This is a genomic window from Neobacillus vireti (assembly GCF_036962465.1).
Lineage (GTDB): Bacteria > Bacillota > Bacilli > Bacillales > Cytobacillaceae > Neobacillus > Neobacillus vireti_B.
Map to the genome: position 1 here is coordinate 26,541 of NZ_JBALNF010000031.1, position 20,720 is coordinate 47,260.

Sequence of the window (20,720 nt, forward strand, 5' to 3'; positions counted from 1 at the left end):
CACGAAAGAGGAGAACTCAACTGTGAACCTTTAAACCAGCAATTGCAGTCTTATCTGCAATAATTGTAACATATGGATGATTTTTCAGCACGGATGCAGGAAATCTTTCATCGATCGTATTTTCAGTTAAAAGCCTCTTCAGTGCATCCTTTTTTTGTTCACCGGAAATGAGTAGGAGAATTTCTTTGCTTTTCATAATCGTGGCTATTCCCATCGTCAAGGCTTTTGTCGGAACTTCTTCCAAACTGTTAAAATATCTTGCATTTGCTTGTCTTGTGGAAGCTGTTAATTCAACCACATGGGTTGCAGTATTAAAGGGCGTTCCAGGTTCATTAAATCCGATGTGGCCATTTGCCCCAATCCCGAGAATCTGTAAATCAATTCCGTTATGTTTAGTCAGTAAATCTTCATAAAGGGCGCATTCATTTAAGACATTATCGGTAGTTCCACGTGGAACAAATGTGTTATTTTTATTAATGTCAATCTGATTAAATAAGTTATGGTCCATATAATAACGATAGCTATTGGGATTTTCTCCGGACAGCCCGACATATTCGTCTAGATTGAAGGTCATAACATCCCGGTACGAAGTCCCATTCTTTTGATGATCAGCAATTATATTGGCATAGATACCCAGAGGTGTTCCGCCTGTGGCAAGCCCAAGCTTAATTTTCGGAGATTGATTCACTTTTTGAATAATATAGTCTGCGGCTATTTTACTCATATCTTGATAATCTATTGCTTCTATAATCTTCATTTTGTTTTTCCTCCCTTAGCATAGGCAACCTTTCCGCGGCATATCGTCAGATAGACATCCAAGTTCTCATCAAGGATTACAATATCCGCATCTTTTCCTTTCGAAATGCTGCCCTTACGATCAAATACTTTCAGTTGTTTGGCTGGATTTACCGCGGCCATTTCAACTGCTTCTTCTAGTTTGCATCCGGTAAAAGCTACTATATTTTTTATCCCTTGGCCCAATTTTAAAATACTGCCTGCAAGGGTTCCATCACTTAAGGTTGCTCTTCCATCCTGGACGACTACATCCTGTCCGCCTAAATCATAATGACCATTTTTTAGACACTTTGCCCGCATAGCATCGGTGATTAAAATAATTCCCTTTTTCCCTTTTTGTTTGTAGGCGAGTTTCACCATTTCAGGATGGACATGCACACCATCCACTATTAATTCTGCCTTTAACTCTTCCCTTAAAAAGGCTGCTCCTACCACGCCAGGCTCACGGTGATGCAGGCTCCGCATTTGATTGTATAGATGGGTGACATGGTTTGCACCAGCGTCAATAGCCTGAATTACCTCTTCAAATGTTGCATCAGAGTGGCCAATTGAAGCAATAATTTCCTTTGTTTTTAAGTAGCTTACCAGCTCCAGCCCGTCTGGCAGCTCGGGTGCAAGTGTGACAAGCTTAATAGATTGATTAGCGAGGTCCTCCCATTTTTTAAACAGTTTCAGATTCGGATTAACAATATGTTGAATAGGCTGAGCTCCAGCTTTCTTTTTATTAACAAACGGACCTTCAAGATGGATTCCGAGTATTTCCGCCTTTCCTGGAGATTGATCTTTTTTAATATAGTGACCTGCGTTTAGTAAGGCTTCTTCGATCCTTTTTTCTTCTTGGGTCATGGTCGTGGCTAAAAAGCTGGTGGTTCCTTCAGCTGGCAACGCCTGAGTCATAGTATCCAAAGCTTCTTGTGTAGCGTCCATCGTATCGGCTCCGTTGGCGCCATGAATGTGAACGTCAATAAAACCGGGAACTGCCTGATAGGATGAAGGAATGTCAAGTGCCTCCCATTCTTCCTCTTCCTCGAATGTAAGATTTTTTATTGGACCTAACTCCACGATTTTTTGATCTTTAATTTTTATATATCCATCTTCAATCCATTGACCTTCAGCATATATTTGAATTCCCTTGAGCAAAATAGGTGTAAATTTAGCAGTCATGTTCATTACTCCCTTTCTAGACACTGTAATTTTATCATTTACAAAATATAGATGTCTATACCAATTTTTAAAAGGGATTATTGTTATCTACTAATATTATATGCTTATTATCTGCTTGTTTACCAATTATTTCAAATTTATTGGTATAGACAACTATAATAGTTGGATGGTATGATGGTCCCTGTGATATAAAACGCTTACACATAAAAAGAGGAGAGATGTATCATGTTAGGATTTTTACAGCGAATTGGAAAAGCATTAATGCTTCCGATAGCCGTTTTGCCAGCAGCTGGTCTGTTATTACGTTTTGGTCAGCCGGATCTGCTTAATATCCCATTTATTGCAAATGCAGGTAATGCCGTTTTTGCAAACTTAGCTTTAATTTTTGCCATTGGCGTTGCCATGGGATTTGCAAAGGATAGTAATGGAGCGGCCGCATTATCCGGGGCGATTGGATATTTGGTTTTAACGCAAGGCACATTAGCCATTGATAAAGATATTAATATGGGGGTCCTAGGAGGGATTCTTACTGGAATTATTTCCGGACTATTATATAACCGTTTTCATGATATCAAATTACCTGAATGGTTAGGTTTCTTTAGTGGAAGACGATTTGTACCGATTATTACCTCTGTAACTATGGTTATCATTGCTGGCATTGCTGGATTTATCTGGCCTCCAATACAGGATGCTATAAATGGGGTCGGTAACTGGATCATTGGTTTAGGAGCACTTGGAGCAGGTATCTTTGGGATTTTAAACCGTCTGTTAATCCCGCTTGGTCTTCATCATGTTTTAAACAGTTTGTTTTGGTTTCAATTTGGGACATTCCAGGGTAAATCAGGAGATATTGCCCGCTTCTTTGCCGGTGACCCAACGGCTGGAACTTATATGACGGGCTTCTTCCCTATCATGATGTTTGGATTGCCTGGAGCAGCCCTTGCCATCATTGCAGCTGCTAAGAAGGAAAAGAGAAAAGCGATTACCGGTATGTTTATTGGGGTCGCACTTACCTCATTCATTACAGGTATTACAGAACCAATTGAATTTTCCTTTATGTTTATTGCACCGTTGCTGTATGGAATTCATGCTCTATTAACAGGCCTTTCATTTGTAATCGTAACTTTGTTAGGGATTAAGGATGGCTTTACCTTCTCAGCTGGTGCCATTGACTATATTTTAAACTTTAATATTGCGCACAAACCGCTGCTTTTATTACTAGTTGGTTTGATTTACGGGGTTGTTTATTTTGTTGTTTTTTACGGTGTAATTAAAGCGTTTAATATTAAAACGCCTGGTCGTGAAGACGAAGAAGAATCGGAAGAAAAACAAACGACCGAATCCGTTAGTGGATCAAATAAATACGACACGATGGCTTACCATTTTGTTCATGATATTGGCGGCAAGGAAAATATTATCAATATTGATAACTGTGCCACCCGTCTCCGTTTAAATGTTAAAGACATGGATAAAGTAAGAGATTCTTCGTTAAAATCTCACGGGGCAAAGGGTGTGATGAAATTAAACAAAACAAACCTGCAAATTATTGTCGGGACGGAAGTTGAATTTGTAGCGGATGCGATGAAGAGATTGGATACAAAGCCAGAAAGTCTCCCTTTGGCGCAGGATTTAACTGTTGGAGCTCAAAACTATCTTCCGTTAAGTGAACAAGATTTTGTGATGCCGATTGAAGGTGAAATTATTCCCATCACTGAAGTAGAGGATCAAGTATTTTCACAAAAAATGATGGGAGATGGATTTGCGATTATTCCTGCAAAAGGGTCTGTGGTTTCTCCGGTTGATGGGAAAATCATCAATGTCTTCCCAACAAAACATGCAGTGGGCATTAAATCAAAACAAGGATATGAGATACTGATTCATATTGGTATGGACACCGTAAATTTAAAAGGGGAAGGATTTACTGTCCTAGTGAAGGATGGAGATTCCATCTCGAAAGGGCAAGAAATAATTAAATTTGATTTAGAAAAGATTAGACATTCAACATCTTCGACTGTTTCACCTGTTGTTTTTACAAACTTAACGAAATTAAACATTAAGAAGCAGGGGAAAGTTCCGCAGGGGGAAAGGGGTATTATTTCAATAGAGTAGAAACAGCAGGACATTTGGACCATTTCTTACATTAGATGTGTTTCTTCCGTTTTAAAACCTTGAGGATGGTTATAGTAAAATACATCATCATTTAAGGAGGCTTTTTCGTGGAGAAACTACTTCAAAATCAAGTTGCTTTTGTTACAGGGGCTGGATCAGGGATCGGCAGAGCAGCTGCTATAAAGCTAGCACAAAATGGAGGCAAGATTGCCCTAGTCGATTTGCATAAAGAAAATGTAGAAGAAGTGAAACAGCAAATTGAAGAAATGGGCAGTGAGGCACTTGTCTTAGAAGCCAATGTTTCTCACCCGGAGGAAGTAGAGGAATGTTACAAAAGAACGGTTGACCAGTGGGGAAGACTAGATGTTGTTTTTGCGAATGCCGGCATTAACGGGGAAGTTGCTCCAATTGAGGATTTGAACCCGAAAGATTGGGAGCTGACTATTTCTAATAATTTAACAAGTACCTTCCTAACTGTTAAATATGCCATTCCTCATTTAAAGTCAAAGGGCGGCAGTATCATTATTACGAGTTCAATTAATGGGAACAGAGTATATAAGAACTTTGGTATGTCTGCGTATAGTACATCTAAAATCGGCCAGATGGGCTTTGGGAAAATGGCAGCACTTGAGCTCGCAAATTATAAGATCAGAGTCAACATGATCTGTCCAGGAGCAATAGATACGAATATCAATGAGAATACATGGAAAGAGAAGGAGAAATTAAAAAAGATTGAAATACCTGTTGAATACCCGCAAGGCAGCCAGCCTTTAGAACATAAAGCAGGAACGTCTGAACAAGTCGCCGACCTCGTCCTATTCCTGGCCTCCAGCCAATCAAGCCACATCACCGGAAGCGAAGTCTATATCGACGGGGCAGAATCCTTATTATAATATTGGTGCCTGACACCATAAAAAGACAAATACTAAAAAATGTCCACGTAGCGTGGACATTTTTTAGTATTGTTGATTATTATTTTAAATCAATGAGAATAAAGCTTTCATCATCGCTCTTATGATAGATATTTTTTTCGTGGTTTAGGGACTGTAAAATTTTTTCTTTTAGTTTTACTAAAGGTAACGAGCCTGTTTCCCTTAGTAAAGGAGCTAAGTGGTTGGAAGCAAGGGGATCAACACCATCTGTGTAAAGAAGCAATCTGCCTCCCTCTCTGAAAGTGAATGTTTTAGTCTTAAATTCTATACCTTCAAAGGTTCCAAGTGGCGGGGCCGTGGAAGATAATTCATATTGTGTTCCGTCAGAGTCCTGCCATAAAGCAGGCGGATGGCCTGCATTGATGTACTCTATTATTTGTCTGGATGTATCAATTGAAAGAAGGATACCGGTAGAATAATGCCTAGCTTCCTCATTGTTCTGAAACAATTTGTGAAGGTGGCGATCCAGCTCTTTCATCACAGTATCAACCGCAACTCCTGCTGATAGTAAACGTTGAAACAGAGAGTGAAGAGTCATCGTAATTAAGGCTGAAGAAATCCCGTGGCCCATCACATCAAGCAGGATGATTCCATAGTGATGCTGATTGATTTGATAAATCCCATAGATGTCACCGGATAATTCGCTAGAGGCATTATAGAATACTTCCATTTCTACTTTTTCGTTGTTAATCGGGTTAGTTAATGAAGTTTCCTGAATGATTCTAGCAAGCTCCAACTCTTTCTTTGTTTCTATTTTATATTTGTGATTTTGTTTGTTCAGTTCAAGCAGTTCTTCTTTTTGCTTTTCCAGCTTTTTAAGAGTAGCCTCTAATTCTGCATTCGCTTGATCCTTTGCTTTTAATGCCGCTTCTGTTTCCTTTTTCGCTAGCAGCAATTCATTTTCATATTCGCTTCTTTTACGCATGGGGATCAGAATACATTCCAATACCGTTGTCCCTTTTCTCTTTTTTTGGAGAGCGTTGATCAGAACAGGAATCTCGTCTCCCTTACTAGAAACGAGTGAAATATACATTTCCTCTACCTGTTGTTCTAGTTTTATGAGCGGAAAAAAGTAGAATTGAAAGAACAGACGGGCTGGAACAGTGAGAATAGAATTGACATGCTGTCCTCTTAATGGATTTTGGGTGTAATCAAGTATTTTAAGTAGTGTATGATTAATGGATAAAATAAGACCATCTTCTGATAGAGTTAGAAATCCACAAGGTGCATGATCGAGTTGTTCGTCCATTAAGTAGTAACTCCTCCAACCACTAGGCTGCTTGCCGCGGAAGCATCCTCCAGGTAGTGACGGATGAGACCGATTGTTTCCTTGGGATGACTCATATGCGGGCAATGTCCCGTTGCCTCCATTATTTTCAGCCTACTATTAGGAAGATGCTGATGAACATACTCTCCCACTGCTGCTGGAGCGATAATATCATTTGAACATTGTAAAATAAGTGATGGCACAGTTACATTACCTAAATCTTTGCGGTTGTCTGCGAAAAAGGCAGCCTCTGCAAATTGACGGGCAATTATCGGGTCAGTGGAGCAAAAACGTTCCTCCAGCTGAAGTTTAACCTCCGGCCGTTCCGGATTATTCGTTACCGTAGAGGCAAACATATTTGCCCAGCCTATGTAATTTTTCTCCATCATATCAATTAAGCCTAACAGCTCCTCTGTTTGAAAGCCTCCGTAATAATGCGGTGGGTCATTTAGATAGCATGGAGAAGGGCCAATCATAACAAGATGAGAGAAGTACTCAGGATGCCTCAATGATGCCAGTATACCAATCATACTCCCAACAGAGTGTCCAACAAATACAGTTTCTTTTAGATCTAAGGCTGAACAAATGTCGAGTACATCTTGTGCATAGCCATGAAGACTACTATATTTTTCTGAGTCATAAGCACGAATGTCTGAACGCCCCGAACCTACATAATCAAATAAAATGACTTGGTAATCTTTTTCGAATGCGCCGGCCACTGACTTCCATACCGTTTGATCACAGCCAAAGCCCGGAGAAAAAATAATCGATTGTCGGCCTTGGCCTTTGACCTTCACATTATTCCGAACTAGAATATCTTGATCCATCCTGATGCTCCTTTCTAGTATTATATTTATATCATAACACTAACTTCCTAAGATTGGCATTTTCTCTTATAGTACTTAGGACCTCACTTTACACACTGGATTTGCTAAACCTTTGGGCTATATTCTATATTTTTGAGGCCATTGTCCTTAATCTCTCTATTGAAGATGCCGGCGGGGGTTCCACCAATTTTATGAAGTAAAAAAGGCCAACTCTTAGAGATGGCCTAAACTACTGAAAATATTTTACTTGTTGGTTTTCCCGTTTTTATTCATTTTCATTATAGGGATCAATCGTTTGGATGGTCCCATTTTCGTTATATTTTAGTTCTGTGTATTTTACGCAGCGCTGGTGGTCTATTCCATTTGATAAAGAACTATCATGATAAAATAAATACCACTTATCGCCAAATGGCACAATAGAATGATGGGTTGTCCATCCGATTACAGGAGTAAGGATGGTCCCTTTAAAAACAAATGGACCTTGTGGACTTTTACTCATTGCATACGCAATGGTATGTGTAGTTCCAGTAGAATAAGAGAGATAATAATTTCCATTGTACTTATGGACCCATGGACCTTCAAAGTATCTTCTTTCCTCATCTCCAGCAAGGATTGGATTACCTTCTTCATCCACAATGGAGATCTCTTGCGGTTTTCCTTTAAAAGTCAGCATATCTTCCGTTAATTCCGCTATCATGGGCCCTAAAGCAGGTTCTGACTCAGCAGGACCTTCCCCGTCAGCAAGAAAAGTATCTGTCTGCCACTTTTCTAATTGTCCTCCCCAGAGTCCGCCGAAATACATATAGGCCTTTTGATCATCATCCACTAAAACAGCAGGATCAATGCTAAAGCTGCCTGGTATGTAATTTTCTTCTGGTATGAAAGGGCCAGCAGGATTTAAGCTAGTGGCAACCCCGATTCTGAAAATATCATTGTGATCCTTGGCAGGGAAAAATAAATAATATTTATTGTTTTTATAGGCAGCATCGGGTGCCCATAACTGTTTCTTTGCCCATGGTACATCCTTCACGTGGAGCACTTTTCCGTGGTCTACACAAGGAGAGCTAAAATCCTCGATCGAGAGAACATGATAATCTTCCATTGCATAGTGTTCCCCGTCCTGGGTTAGAGGTCCTTCATGACTAAGGTCATGGGAAGGATAGATATAAATTTTACCTTCGAATACATGGGCCGAAGGATCGGCTGTATAGATATGTTCCACTAAGGGTTTATTGGGTTTTACGATTTTTGCCATCTTTTAATCTCCTTACTATTTTAAGATTTTAATAGTTTATAGGCATGAAGATAGTGCTCGATAGGAAGCGTTTTATAAAGAACAGATAGTAAAACAAAATGCTTGAAAATAAAAACCTTTGTAATATACTTAGTTTATGCAAACAACAAACAAATGTCAATCACTGAATCGTGACATGTTGGAAAGTGAGGAGTAGACATGAAAAAAGTAGTCATAACAGGTGGAAGCGGGCTTCTGGGTCGAGACGTCATAAAAGAATTTCTGGATCATGGATATGAGGTTGTCAATGCCGATATGAAATATCCTCAAGAACAGCTTTGCCGGACCGTTATTACCGATTTAACCAAACTAGGTGAGGTATATGGAGTATTGGCTGGTGCGGATGCTGTCATTCATCTCGCAGCTATCCCAGTTGCATACTCCCATCCGAATGAAGTGACCTTTCAAAACAATGTCATGTCCACCTATAACATTTTAGAAGCCGCTGGGAATTTAGGAATTAAAAAGGCTGTCATTTCTTCAAGTGAGTCATCCTATGGTATTTGTTTTTCAAAGCAGAATCTGCAGCCTCTATATGTACCGATAGATGAAGAACATCCACAACTGCCGGAAGAAAGTTATGGATTATCCAAGATTGTGAATGAAAAAACAGCCGATATGATTCACCGAAGAACAGGTATGCAGGTAGTGTCCTTCAGATTAGGAAATGTCATTTCTCCTGAAATGTACAAAAACTTCCCTGGATTTATCCATGACCCTGAACAAAGAAAAACCATTCTTTGGAGTTATATTGATACAAGAGATGCTGCGACTGCTTACCGGCTGGCCATTGAGACGGCCGGACTCGGTTCAGTTGCCCTTAATATTGGTGCAGATGAAACCAGTATGGACATTGAAAGTAAACAATTAATGGAAATTTGCTATCCGGATGTTAAGGATTTTCGTAAGAATTTAGCAGGTTTTGCACCATTGTTAGACAATGAAAAGGCAAAAAAGCTGTTGAACTGGCAGCCTGTTCATCGGTGGAGAGATTACGTAATCCTCACGGGGAACGTTTGATTCAGCAATTGCCTTCCCTACACCTTCAGTTCAATTGCATAGTAGAGGTGATTTGTTTTTCTCCTTCATCCACTTTCAAAGGGTAAAAAAAAACAAAAAATCGTAAATTCGATTTTTTGTTTTTTAGGTTAACACAATAAAATGGATCACGTTTAGTAAACGACAACTGGTTCATTTTTACTAAGATTGTCATACACGACTTTCATAGCACTTGATGGAGTGTTGACACAGCCGCCAGACCCTGCGGTTAGGTAAGCAGTACTTGCCCAATTTCTTCGCCAGCTGGCATCGTGGAACCCGCATCCACTTAGGGTAAATGGTGCCCAATATTGAACCTTAACAGAATAATTTGCATTTCCCACTTCACTGCCCTGAAGAATGGATGGTGTTTCTTTATACATAACATACCATACTCCTGTCGGTGTATCTTCATGGGTATTATGTCTGCCGGTGACCACATTGGTGGTAAAGGTTAATTTCCCATTCTTATAAAGCCAAATACGCTGCTCTGCAATAGACACTTCAGCATAAGTATGACCAATGCCATCATTGCTTTTTGCATTATAGCCTGTACCATAAGTACTCCAGCCAACTCCATAAATATGGTCCGCTTCAAGTGACTTTTTCCCGGTTTCAAAGGCCTCCTGTACCCGCTTCGTTTCCTTTGTGACATTTATGGCCCAGCCATATGATTGTCCTTTAACTGTTACCACTGAACCTGAATGAGTTTTGAAATGGAAATTTTTATTTAATGTCGATTGAGAATTATTAATTTTACTCAGCTTGTCTTTAATACCATCTGATTCAATGATTACTTGCATCTCTTTTGTCACCGATGCATTTTTTATCAAACCACTGCCTGTTAAAGAATAGACTTTGTCCTGTACCTTATAATCAACGGTACGTTGAACAAGTTTCTGCAAGATTGTCTTTTCCTTTTTTACAATTGAGCTGCCTGCTTTGACTGGCTGCAAATATTCAGGTTTTAAGTGGATCTCACTTGTATATTCCTGTTTTTGAAAACTTTTTATTAATTGTGCAACATCATACTGTTTCCCAGCAACGCTTTTCGAGACAATAATTTTTCCTTGCACTAAACGAGCTTCTGCATCTTTCGGGGCTAGTAAGCTCTTATTCATGGAAATGAGCTTAGCCTCTACAAGCTTTTTCATTGTTTGGCTGCGATACTGGTCCATTTTTCCTGGCTGTAGTGAAAAATTTATTTCCTTTGAGGAGGGCCAAAATGTCTGTTGGCTTTTTAAAAATCTCTTTACACTAGGTAAATCGTTACCGGTAAATTCCATCTTCGTATCTTTTCCGTTGAAAATTCGATCTTCTCCGACAAAGACATCGTTTTTTAATACAGTGGATGTTAATTTTTTTAATGCTTTATCAGCCGTCAATCCGCCCACCTTTGTGTGATTGATCATGATATGCGCATTGAACCTGGTTGATTGGTGGTAGTAAATGCCGGCAAATACTAGTGCAATGATTACAATAAGACTGCTTCCAATGATGACTTTAACTTTATGCAAGACCTTCACCTCAAGGATAATTGAAAGATTCCTAATATTAAAATTATTCAAAATAAGAATCTAGTAATCTATTAGAGTATTTATTACTATTTCAATTATACCAAGATAATACCAAAATTTCACTTAGATGTTAGTCTATATATCTACAAAAGATAGATAAAAAGACATACAAATTATCGCAAATATGAATAATAGGCTGGTTTAAGTTTAGTGGTTGGGATAAAGATTGGTAATTCGCATCCTGCGAAAACAGTCGTCCCTAACGATAAGTGATCTTATAGTTGCTCAGAGACTTCTTTGGATGTCCATGCTTTTTGCCAAGCTTGCTTAGCGAGTAATATGATCACCAAACCAGCTAAACCAATTCCCGCATATACCATAAAACCTGTTGTGTAGGTTCCTGTTATTTGTTTAAGCGTTCCGAGAATATTAGGAACAAAGAACCCGCCAACGCCTCCAGCTGCTCCTACAATCCCCGTAATCGTGCCTATTTCCGCTTGGAATCTATGCGGTATTAATTGAAAGACAGCTCCATTTCCCATCCCAAGGAAAAGCATTCCGAAAAATAATAACGTCGTGACAAGCGGGAGAGATGGAAGCTGACTTACGCCGAACATGCATAGGGCTACGGCAATAAATAAAAAGGTCAAGAGACGGATCCCGCCAATTCGATCAGCAATCGCCCCGCCAACAGGACGGAAAAAACTTCCAGCTGCCACACACAGAGTGACAAAATCGCCAGCACTAACCTTTGATAATTGATATTGATCAACAAAAAAGATGCTTAAAAAGCTTGATAACCCTACAAATCCACCAAAGGTCACACTGTAAAGCAGGCAGAAATACCAGGTATCCTTCTGTTTAAAAACAGTGAAATATCCGGCTGGCTTCTTTGCTGAAGACTTTAGTGGTGCATCTTTTGCCATAACGATATAAAGGATAAAGACAATAGAAAGAGGAATGATCGCTAATCCAATTACATTATGCCAGCCAATCTTTTCTGCAAGACGGGGACCGAAAAGTGTGGCGAACAGGGTTCCGCTGTTACCGGCACCTGCAATTCCCATTGCTAATCCTTGTAAATGAGGAGGATACCAGCGGCTAGCCATTGGAATAGCCGCTGCAAAGCTTGCTCCTGCTACACCAAGAAGAATTCCTATTATATAAAGCTCTGTTAATGTCTTCCCAAATAACCATGCCCAAACGAGAGGGACCATCGTGACAAGCATTCCTATAATAGCTGTTTTTCTGGGCCCAATTCGATCTGTCAGCAGACCGAGGATTAAGCGGAAGAAGGAACCACTAAGTATGGGAACCCCTACAATGAAGCCTTTTTGCGCCGGAGTTAAGCCGAAGTCTTTCGTAATAAAAACTCCAAGTGCTCCTAATATTACCCAAATCATAAAACTGACATCAAAATATAAAAATGAAGCAACCAATGACGGTGTATGACCACTTTTTCTTAGCTCTGCTAACTTCATCCTCTACATCTCCTCCTTTAGTCCAGTAAATAGGGACAACTGCTTTTACATTTAGCATCGTTTTACCAGCCGATATTAGGCTTTTTGGAAAAGATAACTTTCCCAAGCAACAGTATAAATGAGATCAGACTCACCTTATTTTTCATTTAGGACCCTCCAGCCTTTTTAAATTTTTTGCATGTTGTTAGAATAGTCTGCCTCTGGTTTTTTGTCATGAATGATGTAAGGTCCTCTAACATAAAAACTTTTGTGTTAGGAAATTTAACATGATTGATTTCTAATCATTTAACTTATGAAATAATAAACGTTATTCATGCGATTGGCAGGTACTCTTACAATGCTGGAGGTTAGTTATGAAGAAGCTAAAGCTAGTATTAATAGGCAACGGGATGGCTGGGGTGCGTTGTATTGAGGAGATCTTAACTATAGATCCTGAGGGTTTTGATATGACAATCTTTGGCAGTGAGCCACATGTGAACTATAATCGGATACTGTTGTCGACGGTGCTGCAAGGCGATACTGCACTTGCGGATATTACGCTAAATAATCGTAATTGGTATGAAAGGCACCAAATTAGACTGTTTACAGGGGAAACAGTTGTGGGAATTGATACGGTAAAACAGGTTGTAAAGACCGATAAAAACCAAGAGGTTCCCTACGATCGCCTCATTATAGCGACTGGGTCAATTCCATTTCTTCCCCCCATTCCGGGTGTGGATAAAAAGGGGGTTACGGCGTTTCGAACAATTGAAGACTGTCAGATGATGATGGCAGCAGCGAAGCGTTTTAAAAAGGCGGTTGTTATTGGTGGAGGTTTGTTAGGGCTTGAAGCGGCAAGAGGGCTTCTCAACCTAGGAATGGATGTGAGTGTGGTCCATATTGGCAGTTATTTATTAGAACGGCAGTTAGATCATACGGCAGCGAGGATGCTTCAAGTTGAATTGGAGAAACAAGGAATGAAGTTTCTTTTTGAAAAACAAACGCAGGAAATTACCGGCGGCAGCCGGGCAGAAGGACTGGTTTTTAAAGACGGGACCAAGAGTGATGCGGATTTGGTGGTGATGGCGGCAGGCATTAGACCGAATATCCAATTAGCAAGGGAAAGTGGAATTGAAACGAATCGTGCCATTCTCGTGAATGACTTTTTACAAACAAGCGCAGAGAATGTTTATGCTGTCGGCGAATGCGTGGAACATCACGGCCATGTTTATGGACTTGTAAAGCCTCTATATGAACAAGGAAAAATAGCAGCCAAACATATCTGCGGCATCGGAGACCAAGGCTATAAGGGCTCTGTTCTTTCCACACAATTAAAAATTTCAGGGATAGAGGTGTTTTCTGCTGGAAAGTTCCATGACGATATCTTGTCGAAGTCTATTAAACTATACGATGAGGTTAATCGAGTCTATAAAAAATTGGTCTTTCAAGGTCACAAATTGATTGGTACTGTTCTTTTTGGAGATACAAGGGAACGTACAAAATTGCTAGATATGATCGTCAAGCAGCGGGAAGTATCAGACCTTGAAAAAATGGCTTTATTGCAATCAGCAAGTGAGACCGGTTATTCAGTTGCTGCGATGCCTCTTAGTGAACTAGTTTGTAACTGTAATGCGGTGACAAAGGGAGCGATATTGGAAGCAGTTCAACAAAAGGGATTGACCACCGTTGACCAAGTGGAAAAATGGACGAAGGCATCAAGCTCCTGCGGTGGCTGTAAATCTTTAGTTACGGAACTGCTAGCCTATATGAAGAGCGATGCATGTAATGAAATCAGCAAACAGAAATCAATGTGCTCCTGCACCTCCCTAACAGAGGATGAAATCGTACAAGAGCTGCTGGAGCTCGGTGTCATTACCTTCATAGAAGCAATAAAAAAGCTGAATTGGAATACCAAGAATGGCTGCAGCATTTGTCGTCCTGCAATCAACTATTACCTAGGAATGATTTATCCGGAAGATGACAGAGAACGAGGCAGTGACAAGATCATCACATGCATAGAGGAATACAATTGCCAATGTGATAAACAGCGATCCCTGAAATTAGCGGCTGCTTTTAAAAAGGGATTAGCGCTTTTAGCTATGCCCTGCCTGTTAAAGATAGCTGTCTCCACCTGTATGCATAACGGAGCAGGCTCTACAATTAAGGATATTGGTGTCATTGGAACAGGATTAGGCTGGGAAATTTATGTGGGAGGCAGCAGCGGGAGTATGATTCAAGCAGGAGAATTATTAGCCGTTGTCCCCACGGATAAAGAAGCTGTTCAAATCATTAGGGGGCTGATTCAATATTATCGGGAATCAGCTCATTACCAGGAGCAAACATGGCAGTGGATTGAAAGAATGGGCTTAATTCATGTCAGAGAAGTATTATTCGACCAAGAGCTTCGTCAGGAATTACTAGAGCGCCTGGATGAAGAACTATCAGTTAGAAAAGGTGAGGAATTGTGACGGAATTAATGTTAAAGTATTTCCGAAAAAAGCAAAAGGAAGTACAAACGGAAAAAATATATAATACACAATGTCCCTTTTGTAGTATGCAGTGCAAGATGCAACTGATCGAACAATCTATAGTTTCAAGAAAGCAATATAAAACGGTTGGAATAGATAATCCAACCACCCAGGGGCGTGTCTGCGTCAAAGGCATGAATGCCTACCAGCATGCGTTTAATAAGGAACGTTTAAAATATCCGATGTTAAAAGTAAATGGAGAATTTGTTCAAATTACGTGGAAACAGGCATTGGAACAGATTAAAGATCAATTTACTAGAATACAAGAGGAAGACGGATTAAATGCCTTAGCTGTGTACGGAAGTGCCTCCATTACGAACGAGGAGGCCTATATCCTTGGTAAATTTGCACGAGTAGCCTTACAGACGAAGTATATCGATTATAATGGCCGATTATGTATGTCGGCCGCTGCTTCAGCCGCCAGTCAAACCTTTGGGATGGACAGAGGATTTACCAATAGTCTCGCTGAAATTCCCTTTACACGCTGTATCATATTAGCCGGAACGAATGTAGCGGAATGCCAGCCAACGATCATGCCCTATTTCGAAAAGGCAAAAGAAAATGGGGCATTTATTATTGTGATTGATCCACGGGAAACGTCGACTGCGAAACTCGCAGACTTACATTTAAAAGTAAAGCCGGGAACAGATGCAGCACTAGTAAACGGGCTGTTAAAGGTGATAATTGAAGAGAATTATACCGATGAGGCATTTATTCAAGAACGTGCGAATGGTTTTGATGAGGTTAAAGAGTATGTAAGGTCATTAAAGTTAGAGGAAATAGAAGAAATGACAGGTGTCTCGATAAACCAAATTCGAGAAGCAGCCATTTCGTTTGGCAAGGAAGAAACAGGAATGATTTTTACCGCGAGAGGAGTTGAGCAGCAAACAGATGGTTCGGCCACGGTCCGTAACTTCCTTAATCTCCTTGTAGCAACCGGGAAGCTCGGAAAGCTGAATTGTGGTTTTGGGGCGATTACCGGACAAGGAAACGGTCAAGGAGCGAGAGAGCATGGCCAAAAGGCTGACCAGCTTCCCGGGTACCGATTGATTGAAAACGAAGCACATCGAACACATATAGCAAATGTTTGGGGAATCAATCCCAAGGACTTGCCTGGGAAAGGCGTCTCGGCCTATGAAATAATGGAGAAAATCGATGAAGGAGAAATTACGGGGATGTTTTTGATGTGCTCCAATCCCATCGTCTCCAATCCAAATGCTCATTTTGTTAAGACCACATTAAAAAAGCTAAAATTTCTTGTCGCGGTTGATCTGTTTATTTCCGAGACAGCCAAACTAGCAGATCTAATTCTGCCCGCCTCATCTTACTTAGAGGATGAAGGGACCATGACGAATGTGGAGGGAAGGGTAACGTTACGGGAAGCGAGCTGCCCATGCCCGGGTGAAGTGAAGCATGACTGGCAAATCATTGTGGAGATTGCCCGAGTGATGGGGAAAGAAAAGTACTTTTCCTTTTCATCTGCTGAGGAAATTTTTAATGAATTAAGAGTGGCAAGCCGGGGTGGAATCGCGGATTATTACGGAATTACCTATGAAAGGCTGCGTAAGGAAGGCGGCATTCTGTGGCCATGTCCTGATCTTGACCATAAAGGGACCATGAGGCTGTTTGAAACGTCCTTCGCTCATCCTGATGGCAAGGCTGTAATGGTTGTAGTGCCCAACAAACCTATTGTTCCAAAGGAAGAGGTATGCAGTGAGTATCCCTTGTATATGACAACAGGAAGAGTTCTGTCTCATTACTTAACCGGAGTTCAAACAAGGAGAAGTCCAGCCCTAGCTGCTAGAAATATTGAATCCTATATGGAAATTCATCCGACAACGGCGAGGAATTATCAAATTGTAGATCAATCCTTAGTTAAAATTGAATCTCGAAGAGGAAGTATAATGGTTAGAAGCAAATACTCTGAGGCGATTCGTCCGGATACCATTTTTGTTCCATTTCATTGGTCAGACTCCCAAAATGTGAATGATCTTGTCGGAGAAGAATTAGACCCTGTCTGCAGGATGCCTGGGTTTAAATTAAGTGCCGTTAAGGTAACCCCAGTGTAAAACAAGGGGACGGTTCTCCTGCTTCTTTCGAAGCAGGAGAACCGTCCCTGCGCTTACTTCTGAACTTTTGTTAACTCTTTATTTAAGGTGTATATCATTTTATCGGTAAATTGTTCTGGTGCCATGGAGGCGATGAAGTCGACTTGCATTCCTGCTGCCATTCCGTACATTGGATGTTCAGTAAAGTTGCCTAGATATTTTTCTAGGATTGTTTTTGTTTCTTCATTTTCCATTAATGCTTTAAAGGTATCACGTGTGGAATAGACGTCATCAGTGATTTCGATTTCTTCTACTTCGACATCCTCAATGTCTGGCATTTGGAACCAGTTTCCGACTACTCCGCCTTTATCTTCTTCTGGAGCTTCATAGCTTGGATTTGGCTGGGCTACTTTAGTAAACCTAGCTGTATCTTCAAGAATGACGCCATCTTGGTTGGAAGTCACCTTGATTTCGGTCATTCCTTCTGCTAACCCCACATTTTCAAAAATAAACACATGATTGTCACTTGTTTTCGTTCCAATCTCTTTGCCATTAACATAAAGAGTCAGCTTGTCACAGTTTGAATAAACCTTGATGGTGATTTGGTCATCCATCCGTTCTACGTAGCGCTTGCTCGTGATGTGAACGAACTTCTCATCAGACCAGTTTGCTTTATACATGTAGAAAGCATCTTTTTTAATTTTGCGGTCATAGGTGATCAGCCCCTTGTTGTTTCGACCCTGAACGCCGCCTTCGTCGCGGATATTAGCCCCAAAATCAAACATATTCCACACATACGTTGACCATAGGTATGGACGCTTTGAGAAAATTCCCCATACTTTTTCATGATAAAGAGCATGATATTCCTCTGAATAATCCTTTACCTGCGGATGATTGGTATGATATTGCAGGATTCCTTCTGCTCCATACTCGGAGATACCTAGAGCCACTTGCGGGTTGGTTTGATGGAAACCGTCTAACCAATCAGCGAAATCTTCCGCTTTTCCTTGATACCAGCCGTAATACTTATTATAGCCAACCACGTCCGTCACATAATTGTATTCATCTTTATCAGGGACAAACATGACATTTGCCATGGTCGTTAAACGAGTAGGGTCTTCTTTTTTCGTAAGCTCGTTTAATTCATTGACTAATCTTCTCAGCTCGGGGCGCTCTCCGCTGATTTGAATTTCATTTTGAATTCCCCAGAACATAATCGAAGGATGGTTGAAATTTTGTCGGATTAATTCGGTCATTTGCTGCTTGGCATTAATTCCTTCTAGCTCATGTTTTGACATGACCGAGATAAAGGGAATCTCAGCCCAAATAACCAAACCCTCCTGATCACAAAGTTCATAGAAAAACTGATCGTGCTGATAGTGGGCCAAACGGATTGAAGTGGCGCCAACCTCTTTGATTAGTTCCATATCTTCTAGGTGCTCTTTTTTCGTAATGGCCCAGCCCATGTCTTTGCGGTCCTGGTGTCTCGATACGCCATTCAATCTGAGTGGTTCTCCATTTAAAAAGAACCCTTTTTCCGGGTCAACGTGGAAGTATCTTACCCCAAATGGAATTGTTAGTGCATCAAGAGTATCGTTAAAGCTGACCAATGAGACTTCCGCTTCATAATGGTATGGGTTCTTTTTTCCGTTCCATAATATCGGATTCTCAATTGTAACAGGTATTTCTACTTCAGTGGTTTCCCCTGCTGCAAGAAGGACTTCCTTTGCTCCATAGGCTGCAACCTTGCCATTAGCATCTAAGATATCCGCCCAAACTCTTACTTTTTTTCTACGTCAAGGTCATTTGCAACCTTAGATTTGATCGTTAAAACAGCTTGCTCGTTTGAGATATTTTCTTGAATGATATAAACACCCTTGGAACCATAATCTAGTAAATCAAAGTGGATGGAATTCGCAATCACGAGATTTACATCACGATAGATCCCGCCGTAGAAAGTGAAATCGGCCATCTGTGGATACACATCATCAACAACGGTATTATCTACTTTGACGGATAGGATATTCCTTTTACCAAACGCGACGTCATCTGTAATGTCAAAACGGAAAATCGAGTAACCGCCGCGGTGCTGCCCAAGATGGCGGCCATTTACAAATACATCCGTAATACTATTAGAGCCATTAAACTCAATATATACTCTATTTCCTTGTTCTATTGCATCTAGTACAAATTCCTTTCGATACCAGCAGGCACCTTTATAATAATCAAAGCCATTGGCACCATCGATGGCATTCCAGGTGTGAGGGATTTGAACCTCCTGCCAATCTTCTGTATTAAAGCTTATTGCTTGTACATTCTCTTCATCTTGTCTAATAAATTTCCAATTAGCATTAATATTTAAGACTTTTCTCATTTGACTTCCTCCTAAATATCGTTTAAACCAAATTCATTATAGTATACGTTTTCATTTAGTAATCATACAAATTTGACTTTATTAGTATAAATATTGCATATTATCTTCTGAACGGTTTTAATAGGGGAAATAAACTAGTGGAGATGAATCTATGATGGAAATCATTAAAAAAGGAAAGCTGCTGCATTCGATTACTTATTTAGACGTAAAGATTATAGACCGCGAGGAGAATATCATCTTTCAAAAATCACAAATTCAAACACCCCTGCTCCTTCAACCCTTCGCCAATGATGATCCAACAATGAATGAAAAATTAATGATGGCAGAGAACGACCAGTATTTTCATTACATAAATAGCATTGGGCTTGAATCCTTAGCAGCAGGGATTTGGAGTAATCATCAATATATGGGATTTATGGTTTTGGGTCCGTTTTTATCTAGTATCCCCTCCAATGAGCTCATTAGTGATCTTATCTCAAAACATAGGCTTCCGGTAAGTGAGCGGAAACATCTTCACGACTATTATCAGTCGCTTTCAATTATTGGCAGTAATAAGTCAACCTATCTGGGTGATCTGCTGGTTAATATGTGCCAACATTCCTATATAGATGGAAGATTAGTAAATAGTGAAGTAAGGAAAACATCAGATGTAGTTCACAAGGTTCTTTACGAAGAAGATAAAAACATGATTGAGGAGAGATATAAAGCAGAAAAGAGATTAATGAGGGCGATAGAAAAAGGGGATAAAGAAGAAATTACCTGGTTATCTAAGGAGGTTAAAGACCTGCTGGACTTTTCGGACCGCATTCCGGAGAGCCCTTTTCGTTCTGCTAAAAATATACTGTTTGTTCTTAATACGATATGCAGGCTTTCCGCTGAAAAAGGAGGACTGCGGCCAATCAGTGTTCACCATGCATCAGAGAAATTTGCCATTTTAATTGAACGAGCGCCAAACCTTCCCTATTTGAAAAAGTTAGCATACGAAATGATGAATGAATACTGTGACCTCGTTCAGAAACACTCAACCAAGAATTTCAGCATGATTGTTAGAAAGGCGTTGGACTATATCCACTTGAATTTGGAAAAGCCCTTAACTTTAAGTGATATCGCTGCTGCCTTACACGTCAATCCTTCCCATTTATCTCGTAAATTTAAGCAGGATAGTGGCTTAACAATCATTGACTACATCAATCAAAAAAGAGTGGAGGAAGCTAAACTGCATCTACAGGCTGGAAGCACCACAGTCACCGATATCGCACTAATGGTGGGATATAACGATTTAAATTACTTTACAAGAGTATTTAAGAAATTCACCGGACAAACTCCTTCACAGTATATGAAAAATCAAAAGCAGAGGGACGGTTCTC

15 protein-coding genes and 1 pseudogene are annotated in these 20,720 nt (G+C 40.2%); 6 read left to right on the top strand and 10 right to left on the bottom strand.

Going from position 1 to position 20,720, the window contains the following annotated elements; translation table 11 throughout:
• Positions 1-16: 16 nt before the first annotated feature.
• Together nagB and nagA are read right to left on the bottom strand one after the other, a co-directional pair.
• Positions 17-757, bottom strand: a complete 741-nt coding sequence (gene nagB, locus V7077_RS13935; protein WP_335502555.1) for a glucosamine-6-phosphate deaminase — start codon at positions 755-757, stop codon at positions 17-19.
• Complete coding sequence (gene nagA, locus V7077_RS13940; protein WP_335502558.1) at positions 754-1,959, bottom strand: N-acetylglucosamine-6-phosphate deacetylase; 1,206 nt, start codon at positions 1,957-1,959, stop codon at positions 754-756. The genes nagB and nagA overlap by 4 nt, the downstream gene beginning before the upstream one ends.
• A gap of 225 nt (positions 1,960-2,184) precedes the next feature.
• On the opposite strand from nagA, the gene nagE reads away from it, so the two are divergent.
• Together nagE and V7077_RS13950 are read left to right on the top strand one after the other, a co-directional pair.
• Complete coding sequence (gene nagE / locus V7077_RS13945) at positions 2,185-4,068, top strand: N-acetylglucosamine-specific PTS transporter subunit IIBC (RefSeq protein WP_335502563.1); 1,884 nt, start codon at positions 2,185-2,187, stop codon at positions 4,066-4,068.
• A gap of 107 nt (positions 4,069-4,175) precedes the next feature.
• Positions 4,176-4,961, top strand: a complete 786-nt coding sequence (locus tag V7077_RS13950) for an SDR family oxidoreductase (RefSeq protein ID WP_335502566.1) — start codon at positions 4,176-4,178, stop codon at positions 4,959-4,961.
• 79 nt (positions 4,962-5,040) lie between these two features.
• On the opposite strand, the gene V7077_RS13955 is transcribed toward V7077_RS13950, so the two are convergent.
• The 3 genes from V7077_RS13955 to V7077_RS13965 form a co-directional block, all read right to left on the bottom strand.
• Positions 5,041-6,249, bottom strand: coding sequence for a PP2C family protein-serine/threonine phosphatase (locus tag V7077_RS13955; protein ID WP_335502569.1), 1,209 nt, complete (start codon positions 6,247-6,249; stop codon positions 5,041-5,043).
• A complete protein-coding gene (locus V7077_RS13960; RefSeq protein ID WP_335502573.1) occupies positions 6,249-7,094 on the bottom strand; it encodes an alpha/beta fold hydrolase in 846 nt (281 codons plus the stop codon). Before V7077_RS13960 ends, V7077_RS13955 begins: the two co-directional genes overlap by 1 nt.
• A gap of 265 nt (positions 7,095-7,359) precedes the next feature.
• Entirely contained in the window at positions 7,360-8,349 is a 990-nt protein-coding gene (locus tag V7077_RS13965) for a glycoside hydrolase family 43 protein (protein WP_335502576.1), read from the bottom strand.
• 198 nt (positions 8,350-8,547) lie between these two features.
• Here V7077_RS13965 and V7077_RS13970 point away from each other — a divergent pair, with 198 nt between their 5' ends.
• Positions 8,548-9,408 carry an NAD-dependent epimerase/dehydratase family protein gene (locus V7077_RS13970; protein ID WP_335502578.1) on the top strand — a complete coding sequence of 287 codons (861 nt, stop codon included), beginning with the start codon at positions 8,548-8,550 and terminating at the stop codon, positions 9,406-9,408.
• A 152-nt stretch (positions 9,409-9,560) separates the two neighbouring features.
• Here the strand turns inward: V7077_RS13970 and V7077_RS13975 are convergent, their stop codons facing one another.
• The gene (locus V7077_RS13975; RefSeq protein ID WP_335502581.1) at positions 9,561-10,943 is read right to left on the bottom strand and encodes a L,D-transpeptidase family protein; all 1,383 of its coding nucleotides are present in this window, start codon (positions 10,941-10,943) and stop codon (positions 9,561-9,563) included.
• A 275-nt stretch (positions 10,944-11,218) separates the two neighbouring features.
• Positions 11,219-12,424 carry an MFS transporter gene (locus V7077_RS13980; protein ID WP_335502584.1) on the bottom strand — a complete coding sequence of 402 codons (1,206 nt, stop codon included), beginning with the start codon at positions 12,422-12,424 and terminating at the stop codon, positions 11,219-11,221.
• 353 nt (positions 12,425-12,777) lie between these two features.
• Between V7077_RS13980 and nirB the strand changes: the two genes are divergently transcribed.
• The gene (gene nirB / locus V7077_RS13985) at positions 12,778-14,871 is read left to right on the top strand and encodes a nitrite reductase large subunit NirB (protein ID WP_335502587.1); all 2,094 of its coding nucleotides are present in this window, start codon (positions 12,778-12,780) and stop codon (positions 14,869-14,871) included.
• Positions 14,868-17,000 (top strand): assimilatory nitrate reductase catalytic subunit NasC, encoded by a 2,133-nt coding sequence (nasC, locus tag V7077_RS13990; protein ID WP_335502590.1) that lies wholly within the window; start codon positions 14,868-14,870, stop codon positions 16,998-17,000. The genes nirB and nasC overlap by 4 nt, the downstream gene beginning before the upstream one ends.
• 53 nt (positions 17,001-17,053) lie before the next feature.
• Here the strand turns inward: nasC and V7077_RS13995 are convergent, their stop codons facing one another.
• The 3 genes and pseudogenes from V7077_RS13995 to V7077_RS14005 form a co-directional block, all read right to left on the bottom strand.
• The gene (locus V7077_RS13995) at positions 17,054-18,589 is read right to left on the bottom strand and encodes a glycoside hydrolase family 2 TIM barrel-domain containing protein (protein WP_335502592.1); all 1,536 of its coding nucleotides are present in this window, start codon (positions 18,587-18,589) and stop codon (positions 17,054-17,056) included.
• A 6-nt stretch (positions 18,590-18,595) separates the two neighbouring features.
• Positions 18,596-18,745: pseudogene (locus V7077_RS14000) on the bottom strand (hypothetical protein); the annotation flags it as partial.
• A gap of 14 nt (positions 18,746-18,759) precedes the next feature.
• Entirely contained in the window at positions 18,760-19,353 is a 594-nt protein-coding gene (locus V7077_RS14005) for a sugar-binding domain-containing protein (protein ID WP_335502595.1), read from the bottom strand.
• Between the two features lie 151 nt (positions 19,354-19,504).
• Between V7077_RS14005 and V7077_RS14010 the strand changes: the two genes are divergently transcribed.
• Positions 19,505-20,720 (top strand): AraC family transcriptional regulator (locus V7077_RS14010; protein ID WP_335502598.1); only part of this gene is annotated, 1,216 nt, incomplete at its 3' end.